General features: G+C 44.9%; 18 protein-coding genes. 9 read left to right on the forward strand and 9 right to left on the reverse strand.

The window, feature by feature from the left end; genetic code table 11:
- Positions 1-22 precede the first annotated feature (22 nt).
- From ACVA53_RS01605 to ACVA53_RS01620, 4 genes are read left to right on the forward strand one after another with little or no spacing between them, the layout of a single operon-like run.
- Positions 23-1471 carry a TolC family protein gene (locus ACVA53_RS01605; protein WP_255041809.1) on the forward strand — a complete coding sequence of 483 codons (1449 nt, stop codon included), beginning with the start codon at positions 23-25 and terminating at the stop codon, positions 1469-1471.
- Positions 1468-2457: an HlyD family secretion protein gene (locus ACVA53_RS01610; RefSeq protein WP_255041811.1), complete on the forward strand. Its 990-nt coding sequence runs from the start codon at positions 1468-1470 to the stop codon at positions 2455-2457. The genes ACVA53_RS01605 and ACVA53_RS01610 overlap by 4 nt, the downstream gene beginning before the upstream one ends.
- The gene (locus tag ACVA53_RS01615; protein WP_255041813.1) at positions 2454-3599 is read left to right on the forward strand and encodes an ABC transporter permease; all 1146 of its coding nucleotides are present in this window, start codon (positions 2454-2456) and stop codon (positions 3597-3599) included. The genes ACVA53_RS01610 and ACVA53_RS01615 overlap by 4 nt, the downstream gene beginning before the upstream one ends.
- Complete coding sequence (locus tag ACVA53_RS01620; protein WP_255041814.1) at positions 3596-4762, forward strand: ABC transporter permease; 1167 nt, start codon at positions 3596-3598, stop codon at positions 4760-4762. Before ACVA53_RS01615 ends, ACVA53_RS01620 begins: the two co-directional genes overlap by 4 nt.
- Positions 4763-5016: 254 nt before the next feature.
- Here ACVA53_RS01620 and ACVA53_RS01625 read toward each other — a convergent pair whose 3' ends face one another.
- A complete protein-coding gene (locus tag ACVA53_RS01625) occupies positions 5017-5493 on the reverse strand; it encodes a CreA family protein (RefSeq protein WP_255041815.1) in 477 nt (158 codons plus the stop codon).
- A 376-nt stretch (positions 5494-5869) separates the two neighbouring features.
- Between ACVA53_RS01625 and ACVA53_RS01630 the strand changes: the two genes are divergently transcribed.
- Positions 5870-7639 carry a lysophospholipid acyltransferase family protein gene (locus ACVA53_RS01630; RefSeq protein WP_255041816.1) on the forward strand — a complete coding sequence of 590 codons (1770 nt, stop codon included), beginning with the start codon at positions 5870-5872 and terminating at the stop codon, positions 7637-7639.
- Positions 7640-7691: 52 nt separating this feature from the next.
- On the opposite strand, the gene ACVA53_RS01635 is transcribed toward ACVA53_RS01630, so the two are convergent.
- The 5 genes from ACVA53_RS01635 to ovoA form a co-directional block, all read right to left on the reverse strand.
- Positions 7692-8795 carry a hypothetical protein gene (locus ACVA53_RS01635; protein WP_255041817.1) on the reverse strand — a complete coding sequence of 368 codons (1104 nt, stop codon included), beginning with the start codon at positions 8793-8795 and terminating at the stop codon, positions 7692-7694.
- An 80-nt stretch (positions 8796-8875) separates the two neighbouring features.
- On the reverse strand, positions 8876-9322 hold the full coding sequence (locus tag ACVA53_RS01640; RefSeq protein ID WP_255041819.1) for an META domain-containing protein: 447 nt from the start codon (positions 9320-9322) through the stop codon (positions 8876-8878).
- A 104-nt stretch (positions 9323-9426) separates the two neighbouring features.
- Positions 9427-9663: a hypothetical protein gene (locus tag ACVA53_RS01645; protein ID WP_255041821.1), complete on the reverse strand. Its 237-nt coding sequence runs from the start codon at positions 9661-9663 to the stop codon at positions 9427-9429.
- Positions 9664-9896: 233 nt separating this feature from the next.
- Complete coding sequence (locus ACVA53_RS01650; protein ID WP_255041823.1) at positions 9897-10202, reverse strand: DUF1289 domain-containing protein; 306 nt, start codon at positions 10200-10202, stop codon at positions 9897-9899.
- A 110-nt stretch (positions 10203-10312) separates the two neighbouring features.
- Positions 10313-12439: a 5-histidylcysteine sulfoxide synthase gene (gene ovoA / locus ACVA53_RS01655; protein WP_255041824.1), complete on the reverse strand. Its 2127-nt coding sequence runs from the start codon at positions 12437-12439 to the stop codon at positions 10313-10315.
- 186 nt (positions 12440-12625) lie between these two features.
- Here ovoA and ACVA53_RS01660 point away from each other — a divergent pair, with 186 nt between their 5' ends.
- Positions 12626-13177, forward strand: a complete 552-nt coding sequence (locus ACVA53_RS01660; RefSeq protein ID WP_255041825.1) for a hypothetical protein — start codon at positions 12626-12628, stop codon at positions 13175-13177.
- Between the two features lie 68 nt (positions 13178-13245).
- On the opposite strand, the gene ACVA53_RS01665 is transcribed toward ACVA53_RS01660, so the two are convergent.
- On the reverse strand, positions 13246-13554 hold the full coding sequence (locus tag ACVA53_RS01665; RefSeq protein ID WP_255041826.1) for a DUF4198 domain-containing protein: 309 nt from the start codon (positions 13552-13554) through the stop codon (positions 13246-13248).
- A 618-nt stretch (positions 13555-14172) separates the two neighbouring features.
- Here ACVA53_RS01665 and ACVA53_RS01670 point away from each other — a divergent pair.
- Entirely contained in the window at positions 14173-14424 is a 252-nt protein-coding gene (locus ACVA53_RS01670; RefSeq protein ID WP_446504371.1) for a GNAT family N-acetyltransferase, read from the forward strand.
- On the opposite strand, the gene ACVA53_RS01675 is transcribed toward ACVA53_RS01670, so the two are convergent.
- Both ACVA53_RS01675 and ACVA53_RS01680 read right to left on the reverse strand, forming a co-directional pair.
- Positions 14417-14965, reverse strand: a complete 549-nt coding sequence (locus ACVA53_RS01675) for a GNAT family N-acetyltransferase (protein WP_255041828.1) — start codon at positions 14963-14965, stop codon at positions 14417-14419. The two genes, ACVA53_RS01670 and ACVA53_RS01675, sit on opposite strands and share 8 nt — an antisense overlap.
- A 124-nt stretch (positions 14966-15089) precedes the next feature.
- Positions 15090-15554 (reverse strand): SRPBCC family protein, encoded by a 465-nt coding sequence (locus ACVA53_RS01680; RefSeq protein WP_255041829.1) that lies wholly within the window; start codon positions 15552-15554, stop codon positions 15090-15092.
- 1288 nt (positions 15555-16842) lie between these two features.
- Between ACVA53_RS01680 and ACVA53_RS01685 the strand changes: the two genes are divergently transcribed.
- Positions 16843-17832 carry an amino acid ABC transporter substrate-binding protein gene (locus ACVA53_RS01685; protein ID WP_373689552.1) on the forward strand — a complete coding sequence of 330 codons (990 nt, stop codon included), beginning with the start codon at positions 16843-16845 and terminating at the stop codon, positions 17830-17832.
- 265 nt (positions 17833-18097) lie between these two features.
- Positions 18098-19372, forward strand: coding sequence for an amino acid ABC transporter permease (locus ACVA53_RS01690; RefSeq protein ID WP_446504372.1), 1275 nt, complete (start codon positions 18098-18100; stop codon positions 19370-19372).

A 19372-nucleotide genomic window follows, 5' to 3' on the forward strand; every position in this document is an offset into this window, starting at 1 on the left:
CAGGCATATAGGTATTTTCACAATGAGATTAACGCCAGCGCTCACCTGTTGGGCGATGATGGTTGTACCGGCATCTGCGAATGCCAATGACATTATTGTTAATGACCCACATAACGCTTCCATCCCTGTTGCGACTGCCTCTCCGGCTCAACATCCGGTTAGCTTCCTTGATGCTTGGCAGGCCGTGGTCAGCCAAAATGATGGCCTTGCTGCTGAGCGAGCCAATATTGCGCGTAGCCAAAACATGCAGGATGCCGCGAAGGACCTGTATTTGCCATCAATCAGCGCCACGGCGAAATATACTCGGCTTGATAAGCCGGTAGAAATTAAGCCTTCAGACTTGATTGAGAGCATGCCTATTGGTGATGTTGTTTCTGGCCTTCCGATTTTTGACCAACTTTTCACATCACAGTTGACTAATCGAGAGGTATTCACCAGCTCTATTCGTGCAGTGTGGCCGATTTTCACGGGGGGACGTATCACCGCGGCACAGGATATCGCGAAAGGCCAAACTGAAGAAGCGACCCAACTGCTTGCCATGAAGCAGCAAGCGACCTTTGAAGACCTTTCTAAATTCTATTTTGGCGTTGCTTTGGCTCAGCAGGTTCTGGAAACGCGTATCGAGGTCGAAAATGGCCTGAAAAAGCATTTCGTGCGTGCAAATAAATTAGAGCAACAAGGCCAAATAGCCGAAGTTGAGCGCCTGCAGGCGCAGGCATCTTATGATAAAGCCCGGGTTGAGCGTCAGAAAGCTCAGCGGGACATGGAAATTGCCCAAGTTGCCCTGACCAAACTGTTGAAAGTCGATACGCCTGCAGTACCGATCTCTTCACTGTTTGTGAACGAATCTCTTCCACCTATGTCTGCGTTTATCGATAAGACACTAGCAGGCTACCCCGGCCTGCAACTTCTTGATGCCAAAAAGAAACAGGCCCAGGGTTTGATGGCGGCGGAAAAGGGTAAGTATTACCCGGAAGTGTACCTTTACGGTAACTACAACCTCTATGAAGACGATACGCTAGCAGCCAAAACAGAACCGGATTGGGCCGTTGGTGTGGGGGTGAATATTCCGCTGCTCGATAGCTCTGGCCGCTCAGGCAAAGTGAAAGCGGCACACAGTGCTGTAACCCAAGTAAACTACCTTCGTGCACAGGCAGAGCAAGATCTCACGGTGCTGGTAGAGAAAACCTACCGGGAGGCGCTGCAGTCTTTAGAGGAATACAACGGTTTAGCGTCGAGCTTGGAATTGGCCAAAGAGAATGTCAGCTTGCGTGAAAAAGCTTTTAGCCAAGGCTTGTCAACCTCATTGGGTGTTGTTGACGCCGAGTTGTATCTGGCTGGAGTGAAAACTCAGCGTGCAGCTGCCGCTTATCAATATGTCATTTCTCTGGCCCGGTTGTTAGCGGTCAGCAGTGAAATCAACAGCTTTAAACAATATCAGCAATATCAAGGGTTAGAGGTTCAGTCATGAAAAACGGCAAATCAAGTACGAAAGTGATCGCCGCTGCAGTGTCAGCCATCGCGGTGGTGGGCTGGCTGGGTTATCAGTTTTGGCTGGCTTATCAACCTGCGCCTGTTCGTATGCAGGGCCAAATTGAGGCCCAGTATTATAATATCTCTTCCAAAGTGCCGGGTCGTATTGATCAAGTCCTTGTACGTAAAGGCGATAGGGTTGCTAAAGGAGATTTAGTGTTTACCCTATTGAGTCCGGAAATTGATGCCAAGCTTGAGCAGGCCCGTGCTGGTGAGCAAGCTGCAGATGCGATGTCACAACAGGCAGAAAAAGGGGCTCGAGAGCAGGAAGTTGCGGCTGCACGAGATCAATGGCAAAAAGCGAAAGCGGCTGCAACATTGATGCAAAAGACCTATCGCCGTGTGGATAACCTCTATAGAGAAGGGGTAATGGCAGAGCAAAAACGTGATGAAGCGTACACCCAGTGGCAAGCGGCGCGCTATACCGAGCAAGCGGCCTACCAAATGTTCGCCATGGCCAAAGAAGGGGCGCGGGAAGAGACCAAGCGTGCTGCAGCAGAAAAGGTTCGTATGGCAGCAGGGGCGGTGGCTGAAGTCGAAGCCTACGCGGCAGATACCCAGATTTCCAGTTGGTTTGATGGTGAAGTCAGCCAAGTGCTTTTGCACGAAGGTGAGCTTGCTCCTCAAGGTTTTCCGGTAGTCAGTGTCGTAGATATGGACGATGCCTGGGCACTGTTCAATGTTCGCGAAGACAATCTAAGACACTACCAGCAAGGAACCGAATTTAAAGCGAGAGTACCGGCGTTGGGCGATCAGGCATACACCTTTAAGGTGACTCACGTTGCCGTGATGGGCGACTTTGCTACATGGCGTACAACGGATGCTGCTCAGGGTTTTGATATGCGTACGTTTGAAGTAGAAGCACGCCCTATAGAACCAGTGGCTGGGCTTCGTGTTGGTATGAGTGTGATTGTAAGCGAATGATGATGCAATTCACTCGTGAATGGCGACTGATCCGCAATGAGCGCTGGCTGTTGTCAATGGCAACATGGCTGCCCCTGATGCTGTTCGCAATAATTTGGGGCATCTTCTCGGCGGGTATCGCAAGAGACTTATCCGTTGGTGTGGTTGATTTAGACCACAGTCAAATTTCGCGGCAGCTGGTACGTTATTACGATGCTAACCCAACTCTGGCGGTTTCTAATACCTATGCTTCGGTTGCAGAGGGAAGCCATGCTCTTCGAGGTGGAGATATTTATGCGCTGGTGGTGATCCCAACCCATTTGGAGCAAGACACTAAGTTAGGGAAATCACCGACGGCAACTGTGTTTTATAACAGCCAGTTTGTGCTGATTGCTAAATTGGTGAACTCCGCTGTGATGCAGGCCCAGGGAACCCTTAACGCGCAAATCGATACCATGAGAAATATGGTCTCTGGTAGCCGTGTTCCTCAGCAAGCGCTAGGACAGGCCGTTCCGGTTAGAAACCAGATCACCCCGCTGTACAACGTAAATAGTCATTATGGTCAATTCCTGGTGTCGGCGACTATTCCGGCTATTTGGCAAATCGCGATAGTGATCACCACGATTATGGCTTTGTCGGCGGAACAGCGGCGTGGAGGGATTAACGCTTGGTTAGGTGTAACGCCTAAAAGTCACTTAATGAGCAAACTCATCCCCTACACACTGCTGTTCTTTATCCAAGGGCTTATTTTCCTTGTTGCCTTGTATGGAGTGTTGGATTGGCCAATGCATGGGCAATGGTGGATTTTGATACTTGCCCAGTTGTTGATGGTTCTGGCGTGCCAAGGTGTGGCCAGCATGTTCTACTTGTTCACCCTTGATGCAACCAAAGCGATGAGTTTGGCGGCAGGTTTTACCGCTCCGGCTTTTGCCTTTGTCGGGGTGACCTTCCCCGCAACAGACATGCCTACTTTTGCGCTTGTATGGCGGGCAATGCTGCCCGCGAGTCATTATTTGGATGTTCAACTACATCAGGTAAACCATGGTATGACAGCTCTACAGGCGATGCCGCAGCTGCTGTGCTTGCTAGCCTTTCTGATCACTTGGATAGGGGCCGCTTGGCGAGTAAATATATTAAGTGCAAAGCATGAGGGGGGAGTATGAGCTGGCGTTCATTGTTTAAGTTTGAACTAAAGGCTATTTTTACCAACCCATCGATTCTATTTACTGTGTTTGGCGGGGTACTGATTTACTCGTTTCTTTATCCGTTACCCTATACCAACCAATTGCCACGAGAGCAGCAGATAGTTGTCGTCAACTTAGATCAGTCGGAATTAGGGCGCAAACTTGAGCGTATGGTCGATGCGACACCACAGGTGATGATTTCCGCTCGGGCAGAGTCGATTGATGTCGCCAAAGCGCTGGTGGATCAAGGTTCGGTGCAAGGGCTGTTGGTGATCCCTAAAAATTTCCAGCGTGATGTTTTGCTTGGCAAAAGTCCAACCTTGGCCTACGGTGGTGATGCCGCTTACTTTTTGGTCTATGGCACAATAGCTGAAGGGATCGCAACGGCTGCAGGTACATTGGGCGCAACGGTAAAAGTGGCCCGGATGGTCATGGCGGGTAGCGATATGGCATTGGCCGCTGAGCATTACACGGCGATTAAGCTCAATGCCCAGCCAGTATTTAATCCGACAATGGGTTATGTGAACTATGTGGTACCGGCGGTATTTGTATTGATCCTTCACCAGACACTACTGATTGCAGTTGGTCTTTTGGGGGGCGGGCAAAATGAATACCTGCGAGCAGGCCAAAGTGGCTACTGGGTACATTTTCCAGCAAGGCGAGTAGTACTTGTTCGTGGTATCGTCTTCACCCTTATCTATCTGCCTTTAGTTATGTATTACTTTGGGTTCAGTTTTAGCTATTACCACATCAGTCGATTAGCTTCGATCACGGATTTGGCTTTGATTACGATGCCATTTTTGTTAAGCGTGATTTTTCTGGGGATGATTCTAGGGCAGCTGATCCCAAGGCGAGAGTTGGCGACTGTTGTGGTTTTGCTAAGCTCACTCCCATTGGTTTTTTCGGCCGGATTTATTTGGCCTGTTGAAATTATCCCTGAACCTATATTACTGCTGGCGCAATTAGCACCATCAACCCCAGCTATTAATGCTTTTCTGCGAATAAACCAAATGGGTGCCGACTTTGACCAAGTGTTGTCCCTATGGGGGCAATTATGGTTACAGGCTGTTGTTTATGGGGTAATTGCAGCAAGGTTGATGTTAAAAGTTAAGCGGAATAATAAGCTAACCATTAAACGGTAGGACAAAAAAGTGCGACTTTGAAGAGTCGCACTTTTTGTTTTGTAGAGAGTAATGTTGTCATGGCAGAACCTGAGCCATAATCAGTGAGGTGTAAATAAAGTCATCATGGCGATAGATGGTATTGCCATCATTATTAATTTTAACCGTGTCTTGCGTGCGTTTAGTTGCTTGGTTTCTCAAAATAATATGTTGAATGGTGAAGAGTAGTATTGAGGGGGAACAGGCACTATCTTCACCTTTAACGCGATACTAATTTATTCAGCGACAGCGGGAGCCTGGTAAGCTTTTGTTCCATAGAGTGGAACGGTCGATAGGCTATGCTTGAAGCTACCTTCTGTCTCTTTGGTGGTATATGACAGATACAGTAGCGTCTGGCTATCAGCATCATAGATGCGTCTTACCTTCATCGTTTTGAAGAAGATGCTTTTGGACTTCTTAAAGACCACTTCACCTGACTTAGACTTGTCAATTTGTGCGATCATCTCTGGGGTAATGTCACCCGTTTGACGGCAGGATATGGAACTGTCACTTGGATCGGCAAGGCTTAAATTGGCTTCGACAGAGGCGATATGGCATGTGACACCTGTTACTACATCATCTTTTAAATGGCCGATTTTTATATCCTTTAAGGTGAACATACCCAGCGAGACATCTCCGACTTCGTCCCCAGAGCAACCGCTTAACACCGTAGAGGCAGCAAGCAGTCCAGCAAGCAGTAATTTGGATTTCATTATTATTTCTCCATCATTTTTTACCATGATAGCAGCAACTTGGCGCTAATTTATAATTACTATCCACTAATACCAACCTGGATAAGCAGTTGCATTGGAAAAATCGTTGTTATCAAGGCAGATATTGCAGTAACTAGTGGCTCTAATTACATAATATCTAACGCAGAGAACAGCGGTTTTAACCAGCAAGACTGATCAAATATTTATGTAGGTTGGTATAAAGTACCGATTCCTGTTTCAACAGTATGCGACTTAGTGCTTCATCATATCGTCGCATTTCACTCATTATTTTGCCGTAAAAGTGCCACGAATCGGTCATCTGGCTGTTTCATAATTTTCATTCATTGGTTGAATGATTAAACAGGTAAAAACATACATGGAAGTGACAAGTCCTTTTCGACTCCCTCGTAAAACGCCATTCGGTGTGGGGGAGCACGTCACTGAGTGGGCGACGGGGTTAAAAAAACTGGATCAGTTTTACGCTGCTCGTCCTGTTGGTGGCGGTGTGGGTGCTTTTCTCCGCTACGCTTTGGATACACTAGGTATCCAATACTCGGTTAAGCAAGGCTCGCTTGCCCAAGTTCCAGCACTTGGGGCGACCGTTGTTGTGGCTAATCACCCATTAGGTTGTGTAGAAGGTGTCATACTGGCCGAGTTGCTAAGGTCGGTGCGCAAAGACATTAAGATTTTGGCAAACCATTACCTGAAAACGGTTTCTGAGTTAGATGAGCTGTTTATCGGGGTCGATGTCTTCGAAGGCCCACAAGCGGTAAAAGCCAACGTTAAAGCCTTGCGTGAAGCGAACCGGCATCTAGCCAATGGTGGGTTGCTGCTAATGTTTCCGGCTGGTGAAGTTTCAGCGTACGACCATAAAACCCGCAGTATTACCGATAAAGATTGGAGCCATTCTGTTAGCCGTTTGATCAGCAAAAGTAAGGCGACGACGGTCCCTGTCTATATTGATGGCAAGAACAGCCGAAAGTTTTATATGGCTGGCAGAATTCACCCGTTGCTGAGAACATTGATGCTTGGCCGTGAACTGCTCAATAAGCGTGACAGGCAAATTAATCTCGCTATTGGTGAAGCAATCAGTTTCAAAGAGATCAAAGGGTTCGAGGACAGCAAGAAGCTGGTTAATTATTTAAGGCTCAATACATATTTGTTGGGTAGTCAGCTGAAAAACGCAAAAAAGCCGAAGATCCCAGTATTTGATTCTGATGCTGAGCCTATCGTCGCACCTGTTGCTCCAGATATACTGACCCATGAAATTAGCCAACTTGATAGGGGAGAACACCTGCTTTCCTCTGGACAGTTTGATGTTTATTGTACGTTGGCTGCGCGTATCCCTGCGGTTATGGCCGAGCTCGGCAGATTGCGGGAAGTAAACTTTCGTGCAGTAGGGGAAGGGACAGGAAAAGCGACGGATGTTGATGAGTTTGACCATTACTACCATCATCTGTTTGTCTGGGATCGTGACCGACAATGCTTAGTTGGTGCCTACCGTTTAGGCTTGGTGGATAGGATATTGGACTCTGAAGGGATCGATGGATTGTATTCCCGAACTTTGTTCAATTATGATGAACGGTTTATTCGCCAGCAGGGGAGTGCCATAGAGTTGGGGCGTTCGGTCATTGCGGCAGACTATCAAAAAAGCCTGAGTGCTTTGATGTTGCTTTGGAAAGGCATCGCGACATTTGTTTATCGACATCCTCGTTACACCCATTTATTTGGGCCTGTGAGTATTAGCAATGATTACAGCTCAGAAGCTCGGCATTTATTGGTCGAGAGTATGGCTGTACATCACTATGATATAGAAAGTGCTGAATTGGTCTCTGCGAGTAACCCTTTAGTACAGAAAGCCCCATTATTTTGGAAAACCGAGATGTTGTCATCGTTGGCAGATATTCAACTGCTATCCAAGGTGATCTCTCGTCTTGAGGGAGGTAAAGGCGTTCCGGTGCTGTTGAGGCAGTACCTTGGTCTAAACGGCAAGTTGGTGTGCTTTAACGTCGATGCCGATTTCAATGATGCGCTTGATGGTTTGATTGTGGTGGATTTACGCGCAGTCCCTGCTAAAACACTCGGTAAGTATATGGGTAAGTCTGAAGTACAGACATATTTAGCGCAATCTGAAGTAGAGCGGTAGGATTTAGGCAGGGGGACGTTGCGAATGTTTCCTCCTGCCAAGTCACTGAAGATTATGTGTCTTCGTTTTCCTTTATATGGCTTAGTTGCCATAACTTTTCAGCTTTGGTGCCTATCAGCCAGAAACTCAGCGCCAGTATGGCGAAAAAAACAGTTTTATGCATAGCATCCCAGAAATACTCAAAGTAACGGGTGTAGAGATTGATTAGCAAGAAGGTGATACCGAAACTTCGTGTGAGCTTATCGGCATGTTTGATACCGTGGTAAAGCAACCCTATGCATACCAACCCAGATAGCACTGCCCATGGAAAGAAGGTGACTTGAGATACCTTCGACCAAGTCGATGCACTGGTGTGATTACCAATAAATGAAACTAGCCATAACGCGAACATCAGATAAAACAATCCAATGAATCGTGTAGGATCTTGCAGATAAGCAAATTTGTTAACTGGCGATATTGTTTTTACCTGGACGCCAGCGGCTTCTGTTGCTGCGGACTGTTTACGCCCGAACCACCAAGCGGTAGCCAGCACCAGCAAGCCGATAACGACAAGGCGCCATGCCATATTTAGGCCCAAGAAGTAACCCGATGGCTCGGCAAAATAACTCGACTGCTCCAGTCCCCATCCGGCAAAACTCAGCAGGGCGAAAATCCAAACCAGCATGCTGGATAAGCGGAACCCGATCCCACCGTATACCAGAGTCAAAATCAGTAAATAGATTGCGTCATGGACTTCGCTGAACCATGCGGTTTCTCTCAAGAACCCAACCGATACCGCAGTCCAAAGCACGCCAAAGAAATACATGGCTTCATTGCTGAAGTACTTCTCTGGATAGCGACGCCGACGTTTAATGCCGAAGGAAAATGATGCAGCGGCTAAAATTGCACTGATGACAGACAGAACACTGGCTGGCGTATCAATCAGGGTGGCCAATAAAGCCATTAGGTAGTCATCTGCCAGCAATATGCCAATAGAGATAATAAAGCAGGTAATGGCAATCCAAAATGAGTAGACAGCCAGTAATTTCCAGTCAAAGCCAGCTACTTCGTAGCTATTACGTAGTGACTTGGCGGTATCAGCATTGATCTGCTCATTTTTCTCCCACTGAGTTATCGCCTCATTGAGGGTTTTTGCTTGTCGCTTATTAATTTTCATAACTAGACATAATACAGTTTATGCAAAACCACGCGCAGCCAAGAAACAGCTGCGCGATAAGGGAGGTAATGAACAAAGGTTTATTGGCTATCTTCGTCGGCCACTTCTTCAGGTGTGAACGTCAAAATATGCTGTTCTGACGTTAGGGTCAGAATATCATTTTCCAACGCTACATTATTCCACTCTTGAAGAGACTGGGTCATTACCGCTTCAACCGTCGCCTGATCATCTTGAATGCAGGCCATTTTAGTTGAGCCCATACCTGCAAGGCGAATTCGGTTTTGATCCGCTAATTCAATTTGACCAAAGAACCGGTTACACCCACCAAATCCTGAGACTTTCAGGTCAGCGTCGATAGCCATACCCGGTACGGTGCGGGGTTCTGTAATGGTAATGTCTTTACCGTCAACCTTGGTCAGTACCCAGCTCTGTTGTAGGTTCTTAGCTGAAAAACCTTGCTTTGAATTCGTATCACAACCCGTTAGAGCAAATAACAAGGGTACCAAGATAAATAGCCACTTTTTCATATACATTACCTCAAAGGTTTGCCGTATTAAGGACTTTAATCAACGATATCGTTAAAGAGTTGTTTTGAATTATAGTAGCACTACCAATCAGTTATCTTGAAATATCAATAGTGACCCCGACCAAAAAAGTTGACTTCGCCTTGCTGGTCATGGAATCCACTCTCTTTATCCTCATCAAAATGTTGTAGTGCTCGCTGTGCGTCACAGTAACTGCCGTGCTGGGCAAAGGCCTCACGGCTCGTGTCTATGGCTCTTTCTGCCATTCTGCGTACATCAGGAGTTGCTTGGCTATCACTGAATAGTATCTGCTGCTTTCCGAGTAAGGTTTCCATTTCTCTCATGCATATTTGTTCATTGTCGGGCTGCACATTTATGTTGCTTGCGAATGCGAGCGGTGGCAATGAAACAAAAAATAAAACGAATAATATTCTTAAAGCAGTCATCTCTGTGAGCCTGATTTTGATGGGGTGAATTATAATACGCTGTTCAATAAAAGCAAGTTAACAGCTATGTTATTGTTTTAAAGGTTATTGATAGTTTGGTGCATGCCTGCGAAAGGGAGTAGCTGAAAGCGTTAGAGAAGCGGAAGCTTTTCTAAGCAGTGGCGGCATAAGCAAGAGCCTGGCGGCAACCCTGACGTATCACGCTTGGTAAGCTCGAAGCACCAGCAAGTCGTTTTTCCCGCGCTGATCTCACAGTATGCCGGCTGGCCGCACTGGTTGCAGGTATGCGTGGATTGCTGCCCTTGGATCTCTGCTATCTTCTGTTCTTGTTCTGGATCACTCATGGTATGCCACGCTGTTAACTCAGTCATCGTTCGGTGGCATCCGCTACAGATACCTTCATTATTCTTACATTTTGCCACGCAAGGGGTTTTCACTGCTGATACTACTTCGTTGTTTGCTGGGTGCGCACAACATAACATATCCCCCCGTGATTTGGGTATATACCCCAACGCCCTCTGAAGCTGCTGGGGTATGAAAGGGGCGCTTAATGGTTCCCCTCTCGTTTTCGCCAAATGGTCATCTCCGAGAGTGAGTGTTGGAACTTACGTTTGGTCTCTCTGATCACAAACGGGATTTCCTTCACTGCGATGAGTTCAAAATGGGGAAAAAGGGTTTCCGTTAAGCCATCAAGGGTGGTGAAGTTTTCCCCGTTGACTTTGACCCCGCCAAGCCAGTGGGCTTTGTCAGTATATTCTTCCAACCAGGTGTAGGGGGACGTTATGACAAGGTATCCACCGGGATTTAACCTTTGGTGGATGGTACCGAGAAATTGCTGAGGGTTTGCTAATCGGTCAATCAGGTTTGACGCGTAGATCAAGTCATACTGAGTGAATTGTGGCTTGAGGTTACATGCATCCCCTTGAACAAAGTGGATTTTGTTGGCGATATTTTGATAACCCATATCACTTAAGGTGACACATTTGAACTCGACTAAGTCACCTTCTGTTTTGATGGTATAACGTTTTTCCCCTTGCTCGGTGAGCGAGTAGGCTTGCTGAATAAAGCGCGCCGAGAAATCGATGCCATCGACATGGTCAAATGTTTTTGCGAGCTCAAAAGAAGCACGACCCACCGAGCAGCCAATGTCGAGTGCCCTTTGGTGCTGAGAGAGCTGGATTTCTTGCAAGCAAGTTTGAACACCATGGATACAGAAGTTCGGTACGGCAAAATATTCTGCTCCGTAATGAAACTCAAGATATTGTGAAATCAACTCGTCGGTTTCATAAATATTTAAACTCGCCATTGTTTCGGGTGCCTGCTGGGACTCAACGTACCTGAAGCCCGCATGCTGGTAAAAATGGCGACGAAAGGCATATCGCGAAGCTTTGATCGATTCATTTCCTGTGGAAATCCACGAACCGCCTTTTATTAGGTTATGTTTGCCATCAAATGTGGGGGTAGAAAAATCATCGTACAAAGGATGGACCTTGAAGCCCTGGAAACCATCGATACTCGTTTCTGTCCATTGCCAGACGTTGCCAATGATGTCGCAAAACCCCTCGTGTTCAAAACGATCGACAGGACAGGAAGAGGCATAATAACCCAGCTCAATATTGCCAGGAGCCTCACCCCAATGTGGGGAGTCACTTTCAATGTTCTGTCGTAGCAAGTACCACTCCGCTTCGGTGAGCAGGCGGATAGGGCTTTGAGCCAGTTCTGCTTTCCAGTTACAAAAAGCTTTGGCCTCAAGCTGGTTAACTTCGACAGGCCAGTTCAACGGGAGTGGCACTTCATCTGTTAAATTTCGTTGGTACCATTGTCCGTCTCTTTCTCGCCAAAAACGGGGCATCTTCGCTTGGGTATAGGCTAGCCATGCTTTACCTTCATCATCCCAGTAGCGCGAGTGACGATAACCGTCTGCTTTGACGAAGGCGAGAAACTCTTGGTTCGAGACAAGATATTTGGATGCCTTGAAGTCTGCAACTTGGTAGGTTTGGGTGCCGTACTCGTTATCCCAACCATAGGTGGTTTCATCATCATTCTTACCAAGCGTCACGTGGCTACCTGCCACACTGAGCAAACAGTTTTCCGGCGCATTGCTGGTATCAGTGCAGGCTGGCCAGAGGGGAGAAGGGGTAACATCGACAAGGGGTAATTGTCGAATGATGACAGATGAGGTTTCAAGGTGGATTCGCTCGTGTTCAATTCCCATCAAGATGATCCAAGCGGGGTCTTCTTCGTTGATTGGCAGAGTCAGTTGGAGTTCATCTATTACTTGATTAACAAGAGCTTTTACACTGTCTCGGTATTGTTTGACCTCAGTGACACTAGGCCATTGATAATGGGTGTCATCAAGATCATCCCATGACATCTCATCGACGCCAATAGCGAACATGGATTCGAAATTAGGATTGATTCGATGTTCAATGTATTTACCTAACTTGAGCTTGTTGATGTAAAAGGTGGCTGTGTGACCGAAGTAGAAAACCAATGGGTGGCGCAAAGGTTCGGCTTTGACAAAATAAGCCTTGTCATTATTGATCACACTAAAAAGAGATTCATAAAGCTCCCAAGTGTGATTAAAAGCGAGTTTGAGTGCTTGGCGTTTTTGTTCGGGGTCGTGACCAGTCAGAGGGACTGTACGGGTAGCATACATTGGAACCTTATCCATTGAATCGCATTCCTTTTCAGTTATTTTTAGACCGCTTAAAATTAAAGATAGTCAAAGAAACCGCCAGCCATGAAGTTAATATAAATGACTGTCTTAGTGAGAATACTTGGTGTTACTTTATCGACATAAAAGTGAAAATTTTTTGCCATAATTATGAGTATATTTGTCGGTAGCATGGATGGTTTGATGAAACAGGCTTCTTCTAAAAAATGGCATGTACCGACTTGGACACTGGTCGCAATTGGTTTGATTCTCAATATTGTTTCGGCTTTGCTGACGAATTTTTATATTGATGATTTAGCAAGGCTGTCGAATGATATCGTCCAGCGCCAGCAAGGTAATGAAAAACTGATCCAATTGATTTGGCAGCAAGTTGAAACTGTCGAGCGTAAGCGAGAGCATGTGTTGGTGATCTTGAATGCGGCCGAAATGATGCAGTCTTCGTTGCCTGGTGAGGTAGCGGCGCAAATTGAACATGATATTGGTTATTGGCTTCCAGATATACCTGTTGAACTGTCCATTGAGAGTATCCCAACTCTGATGGAAGCACTCAATGAGGTGCAAACAGGGCAGCGTGAGAAAATTAATGACTTATATCTGGTTAACCAAGAGTTGATTAATGATAATGCTGGCAAGATGAAAGCCATATCCCGGCTGAGGAACTTGGCATTATTCCTTCAAGTTCTAGGTTTAGCACTTGTCTTAGCAAGGGATCTTAACCGGAAGGATTACCGATAGTTTTGTGTGGATGGTCACAAAAGTAAAAGCCCTCCGAAGAGGGCCTTTGCATATTAGGGTCTCTTCAACTATTTATTAGTAGAGTGGAAAGCGAAACGAGAAGATTGTTTACCACCCTCAGTAGTTGCTTTGTATTTGATAGAACGAGAGTTTTCTAATGTTAATGGAATGAAAACTCGTCCGTTTGCATCAGTTTTGTAGCTCTGACGTTGTTGAGGGACATTGGCAACAGAGACAGACGCGTTTGCCGCTGGCTGACCATTCTCAGTTACGGTTACCCATGCACCGTTGTGGGTATCTGCCACACGGATATCAGCAAAGGCTGAAGAAGACATTACAATCACAGCGGTTGCAGTTAGTACTTTTAAGCTAGACATAATCTTCACCTCGTTATCTATGGCTTCGGCCATATTGTTGTTGTGTACTTATGAGTGTTACTAAGTTCACGTTCAACCTATAAGACCTGCCTTTAAATCGTATCTTTCATCAGATTATTATTTTTTTTCTTATCGACTAAAAATCAGTGTGTTAACAGTTAAACTTTTTTTTCCATGAGCATTAAATGTAGCTTGTCGCATAAGTTAATTTGGGTTGCTAGTGCGAATTAGCCCATCTACCTCAATTTCAGTATAGCTATTGGATCCCATTAAATGGCACAAATTTCATGCTGCTTTGGTCTATGTTTATGATATTTACATAAAAAGAATATAAGTTCATAATTTTTGGAAAATCAATACGCTAATCACTTTCTTTATACTTATAGAAAAATGAAAAGGATCAGATAGATAATTTAATTATAAAATAAAGTCGAAATGACTGAAATTTATAAAAAACTGAAGTGTAAGTAGATCATAAAAGCTATAAGTCAGATATTTAGCAATAGGTTACGGTAAGTATTTTGTTGTATCTTTGATAAGTTGTTGTTTTTCATTTTATTACATGATTGATTAAGGGGGGAGAAACAAGGAGGAAGCCAATGTCGATCAAAATCAGGCATGTTGAGAAGGAAGATATTCCTGCGATTTACAGCGTTGATCGACCTTGCTGAGAACTGGATCGGGGTGACTCGTATCGAGCTAACAGTGTATACAGATAATTTATCCGCCATTGCGCTCTATGAGAAACTTGGCTTTGTAATTGAGGGGACATCGAGAAACTATGCCTTGCGTAATGGTGAATATGTTGATGTGTACCAAATGGCAAGGCTGAGGGAGTCGTTGGGCAGAGAGGCGCCAACGGTTAACTGACAGAAAGTGCTTGAGGGCACTTCATCTCATAGTACTCCATGTTTTCTGTGATCATGTTTACCCTGATCCCGTGGTTCCTGGTCATCACATGTTTCATGCCAATCTTCTGCATTACCTTTCCGGAGTTATTCTCGCGGCTGAAATGCTGGCCATAAATAGTTTCAAGATTCAAGCGCTTAAAACCGAATTCAACGATGCGATCAGCCGCTTCGGTACAATATCCTAACCCCCAGTAAGGCACACCAATCCAATAGCCAAGCTGTGCTTTACCATCTTGTATGTTGTGTAGGCCAACGCAACCGATGAGTTGTTGGGTTGGTTTGAGAGTAATGGCATAGATGGCTGATTGTCCTTGGTGCCAACCGGCTAAGTGCCTGCCAATCCATTGTCCAGCAACACCGTCAGTGTAAGGGTGGGGTATATTGATTGTACCATTGGCTATCTGCTCGTCACCCGCAAGTTCTTGCACCCTTTTAGCATCAGAAAGTTGCAACGGTCGGAGTAGTAATCGCTGAGTCGTTAATAGTGGCTGGTGTTGCATAGTGATCCTCTTAGCTTGGTACTTAGATAGTCTTAGTTAAACCTTAAAAGGCTATCTTGGATAGCGACCAGATCAAATTAGAGGAAATATATTAAACAATTAGCACATTCATGTGATAAATCGGTTACTTGGAGGAAATACTGTTTTCTGGCTGCCAGTTGTTCTCACCATAGCTCGCTATACTGTCGAGAGCCCGCTTTATTCGCTTTTCAAAAAGGTACTTCATTATCCAGCCAGTCCCTTTGACTTTGGGTGTGAACATGATGCGGTAATGGATCATACTATTGTGAGCATTTAAGCTATTGAATTTTATCCACCCTCCGTGCTCATTGATTGGCACACCTTGTATGATTTTGTAGTGTAAATGCTCATTTTCTTTGTAATCAATCACTTGCTCTTGAAAAGTAAATAAACCAGTCGACACCTCTCTGATAGCACCGATCCCATTACATTCAGGCTTGCCTGGTTTGATCAAGCTATATTGGCTATCAAAAAAACGGCCGAGGTTATCGTGGTCGGTAAGCAATCTAAATAGAATTTTCTTTGGAACTTTTACTTTTTTATCAAGAGTTATAGTGTGTATACCCATGGTTATCACCCCGCATGGACTATTGTGCCATTTTATTCCATGTTGCGAACTTGTCAATATGAGGTTTTTGTTTTGTTGTTGGCGGTTTCTTGTTATTGATAGGTATATAGATTTCTTGTTTCTGCTAAATTTACGATTGGGGAATTTCATTGAGATTTTAGATTTAACTTAGATAAATCAATGTGCTGGATTAGAATATCTAAAGAGAAGGTATATGAGGGTGAAAAATAATGATGTTTATCACAAAAAAAATGCCAAAGACTATTGCAAAAGGTTTGGTACCCTCTTATATTGAACGCTGTTGATTGCAAAACAGAGGTAGAATTCCATTCAAGGCTCCTTAAACCATTATTTAAGGTCAAGTCACTCTCCTCTAGCTATATCACAGTTCTTTAAATTCTCTGTTACTCCAATGTTGATATCAAATTAGCCTTAAAGAATAGGCAATTCAGATATTGGAACATATAGAGAATTGACGTTTTTCTTTTACTAAATTGTCATAAGGATGTCACAGGATTTAGTTTAAAGTAAAACGATTGGGATGAGTAAGAACGGTATTATTAAAGAGAAATATCAACCTTACTCGTTTAGGAAAATGAGAGGTGTATTATGTCAAATAGAAATCGCCGTCAGTGGTTTTACCACCAGGCACAAACAAATAACCTGAAAGCAAAGTCTAAGTAATTCCGTTGCTGCGCAATCGCGCTAATTACTTGATTGTAATAGGTTAAAGTAGAAGTACAGCCAGAGGCACAAGTGATCCAGTGTTTCTGGCATATATCCCCCTCCTTACTAAATCTTCTTTTCGTCAATTATTCATTTAAACCTTTACGCAAACGATTACTTTTTTAGAGCGCTACTTCTAAATCAAAATATTTCCTCATTGATCTTTATATCTCATTATTTTTGAACGAAAGAGTATTTGTTGTACTCGTTAGCGAGTATATCAATATTGCTTGAGTAGTTTTGGTGCAAATCCCTCCCCAAATTGGGGGGCTGTTTTGAAGCGATTGCGCCCTAATACTGAGCGTGCCTTCCGTGGTTTGTTGATTGTTGGTATCTAATCCTTTGTTTCCTGATTTTATAGCTATATCTGTCATAAAAATTTTATTGTTAGTGATATTTTCTATTTAGGTGCCGATTTAATCCTTTAGGGTTATGTTGGCATACCTGTTGCAATAATGAGATTGGAAAGTAAAACAAAAGCTTATCTCTAATGGTAGACAGGATGTCCAATATGAAGAAAGTTATAAATGGTGTGTCGATTTCTTTATTAGCTTCAGCGCTAATGGTTTCGGGTAGTGTTACAGCGGCGTCAGATTCTTCTGGGGCAACGTTGAAAAAGGTGAAAGAAGCAGGAGTTTTAAAGTGTGGAGTGAGTACAGGTCTACCAGGCTTTTCTAGTACCGATGCGAAAGGTAACTGGGAAGGTATCGATGTTGAGTATTGTCGTGCGGTGGCTGCGGCAGTGTTAAAAGATGCCAGTAAGGTACAGTTTGTGCCACTGACGGCGAAAGAGCGTTTTACCGCACTTCAGTCTGGTGAAATCGATATTCTGTCTCGAAATACAACATGGACGATGCAGCGTGACAGTGCTCTTGGGATCAATTTCGTTGGTGTTAATTATTATGATGGCCAAGGATTTATGGTCAGCAAAGAGCTAGGTATCGGTTCGGCTAAAGAACTTGATGGTGCCTCGGTGTGTATCCAGTCAGGCACAACAACTGAATTGAACTTGGCGGACTATTTCCGAGTGCATGGCATGGAGTTCAAGCCAGTTGTGTTTGATACATCCGATCAAACAGTTAAGGGCTTTGAAGCAGGCCGTTGTGATGTGCTGACTTCCGATCAGTCTCAACTCTACTCACTACGTATCAAGCTTGCAGACCCAACGTCAGCCGTCGTACTACCTGAAGTGATTTCTAAAGAGCCATTAGGGCCTGTTGTCGCTCAAGGTGACGACCAGTGGTTCAATATCGCAAAGTGGACATTGAATGTAATGGTGAATGCTGAAGAGTATGGCATTGAACAAGCCAATGTCGATAGCATGAAAACGTCGACCGATCCTAATGTTTTGCGCTTATTGGGTGTTGATGGGCCGAAAGGCCAAGGTTTGGGGCTAACAGATGATTGGTCGTATCAAGTTCTAAAGCAAGTCGGGAATTACAGTGATAGCTTTGAGCGCACAGTGGGTACAGGGTCACCATTGAAAATTGCTCGAGGTTTGAATGCATTATGGAATGATGGCGGCATCATGTATGCACCTCCAGTTCGATAGTTATTAATACCAACCTGGATAAGTAATTGATCTATGTATTACGCAGGAAAAATGGTTGTTATCAAGGCAGAGATTGCAGTAACTAGTGGCTCTAATTACAAAATCTCTAACATAGATAGCAGCGATTTTAACCAGTAAAACTGATCAAATACTTATTTAGGTTGGTATAAGTTGGCAGGAGAGAGGGGGCCAGGTCAGGCTGGGTATCTGGCCTCTTTTCATTTGTTATTGCACATGGATTTAACTGAGTGGTAAAGGTGCATTGATGTCTATTAGTGATTTAGAGTTGGATTCGCGGCTTGGTCCTGAGCCAAAGACCGCCCGTCATAGAGGTGCTGCTGCTCCATCTGCTGATGAACCCTCGCAAGTTCCATTAACCTCTGGATTAAAGCGGCTGCTGTATAACCCGACAGCGAGAGCCATTTTCTTTCAGATACTGTTATTAGCTGGGATGGGCTTTTTGGGGTATGGCGCTATCAATAACGCGCTAGTGAATCTGGAGCAACGAGGGATTGCTACCGGGTTTGACTTTTTGGGGCAAACGGCGGGCTTTGGAATTGGGATGTCGTTGATCTCATATGATGAGACTCATACATATGGTGCGACTTTCATAGTTGGTTTACTCAATACCGCTTTGGTTGCTGCGCTGGGAGTTGCCTTGGCTACGGTACTGGGCTTTATAATTGGGATAGCGCGCCTGTCGAAAAATTGGCTACTGAGTCGGGTTGCCGCTGTTTACATTGAAGTTTTTCGTAACATTCCATTGTTATTGCAGATCTTGTTTTGGTACACCGTCGTTTTGCAAGCATTGCCTTCACCGCGCAATAGTTTATCTTTCGCCGATTCTGTCTTTTTAAATGTTCGCGGTTTGTTCTTTCCTGCACTGGAGTTCCATTCTGGTGCAGTGTGGGTTGGTATATCAGTGATCGCGGGCTTGTTGGGTGTGGTGGCGATACACATCGCGAGCCATCGAAGGCAGTACAATACGGGGTACCCTCTTCCTGCATGGCGATTAAGTGCATTAGTCATGGTAGTACTGCCAGTGCTGGCTTTTTTCTTTGCCGGCAAGCCAATCGGCATTGAATATCCTGAGTTGAAAGGTTTCAACTTCCGAGGCGGCATTGATGTCATGCCTGAATTGTTTGCTTTGCTTATTGCGCTGTCTATTTATACTGCAGCTTTTATCGCAGAAATTGTTCGCTCTGGGATCATGGCGGTTAATAAGGGGCAAACTGAAGCTGCAAGTGCATTGGGTTTACCATCAACGAAAGTGCTCAAGTTGGTGGTGATCCCACAGGCAATGAGAGTCATCATTCCTCCCCTTACCAGCCAGTATTTGAACTTGGTGAAGAACTCTTCATTAGCAATGGCGATTGGTTATCCCGATCTCGTTTCGGTATTTGCCGGGACAACGCTGAACCAAACCGGGCAGGCGATTGAGATCATCACGATGACCATGGCGGTTTACCTGACGTTTAGCTTGTTAACTTCACTGTTGATGAATATCTATAACCGTAAAATGGCCTTGGTGGAGAGATAA

The sequence above is a fragment of the Photobacterium sp. DNB23_23_1 genome (assembly GCF_052873815.1).

Bases quoted from the DNA above. Each gene is read 5' to 3' on its own strand.
- ACVA53_RS01670 (WP_446504371.1), top strand. From the start codon at position 14,173: ATGTTGAGAAGGAAGATATTCCTGCGATTTACAGCGTTGATCGACCTT.
- ACVA53_RS01665 (WP_255041826.1), bottom strand. From the start codon at position 13,554: ATGTCTAGCTTAAAAGTACTAACTGCAACCGCTGTGATTGTAATGTCT.
- ACVA53_RS01620 (WP_255041814.1), top strand. From the start codon at position 3,596: ATGAGCTGGCGTTCATTGTTTAAGTTTGAACTAAAGGCTATTTTTACC.
- ACVA53_RS01610 (WP_255041811.1), top strand. From the start codon at position 1,468: ATGAAAAACGGCAAATCAAGTACGAAAGTGATCGCCGCTGCAGTGTCA.
- ACVA53_RS01635 (WP_255041817.1), bottom strand. From the start codon at position 8,795: ATGAAAATTAATAAGCGACAAGCAAAAACCCTCAATGAGGCGATAACT.
- ACVA53_RS01630 (WP_255041816.1), top strand. From the start codon at position 5,870: ATGGAAGTGACAAGTCCTTTTCGACTCCCTCGTAAAACGCCATTCGGT.
- ACVA53_RS01615 (WP_255041813.1), top strand. From the start codon at position 2,454: ATGATGATGCAATTCACTCGTGAATGGCGACTGATCCGCAATGAGCGC.
- ACVA53_RS01690 (WP_446504372.1), top strand. From the start codon at position 18,098: ATGTCTATTAGTGATTTAGAGTTGGATTCGCGGCTTGGTCCTGAGCCA.
- ACVA53_RS01640 (WP_255041819.1), bottom strand. From the start codon at position 9,322: ATGAAAAAGTGGCTATTTATCTTGGTACCCTTGTTATTTGCTCTAACG.
- ACVA53_RS01645 (WP_255041821.1), bottom strand. From the start codon at position 9,663: ATGAGAGAAATGGAAACCTTACTCGGAAAGCAGCAGATACTATTCAGT.
- ACVA53_RS01605 (WP_255041809.1), top strand. From the start codon at position 23: ATGAGATTAACGCCAGCGCTCACCTGTTGGGCGATGATGGTTGTACCG.
- ACVA53_RS01675 (WP_255041828.1), bottom strand. From the start codon at position 14,965: ATGCAACACCAGCCACTATTAACGACTCAGCGATTACTACTCCGACCG.
- ACVA53_RS01660 (WP_255041825.1), top strand. From the start codon at position 12,626: ATGAAACAGGCTTCTTCTAAAAAATGGCATGTACCGACTTGGACACTG.
- ACVA53_RS01680 (WP_255041829.1), bottom strand. From the start codon at position 15,554: ATGGGTATACACACTATAACTCTTGATAAAAAAGTAAAAGTTCCAAAG.
- ovoA (WP_255041824.1), bottom strand. From the start codon at position 12,439: ATGGATAAGGTTCCAATGTATGCTACCCGTACAGTCCCTCTGACTGGT.
- ACVA53_RS01625 (WP_255041815.1), bottom strand. From the start codon at position 5,493: ATGAAATCCAAATTACTGCTTGCTGGACTGCTTGCTGCCTCTACGGTG.
- ACVA53_RS01685 (WP_373689552.1), top strand. From the start codon at position 16,843: ATGGTTTCGGGTAGTGTTACAGCGGCGTCAGATTCTTCTGGGGCAACG.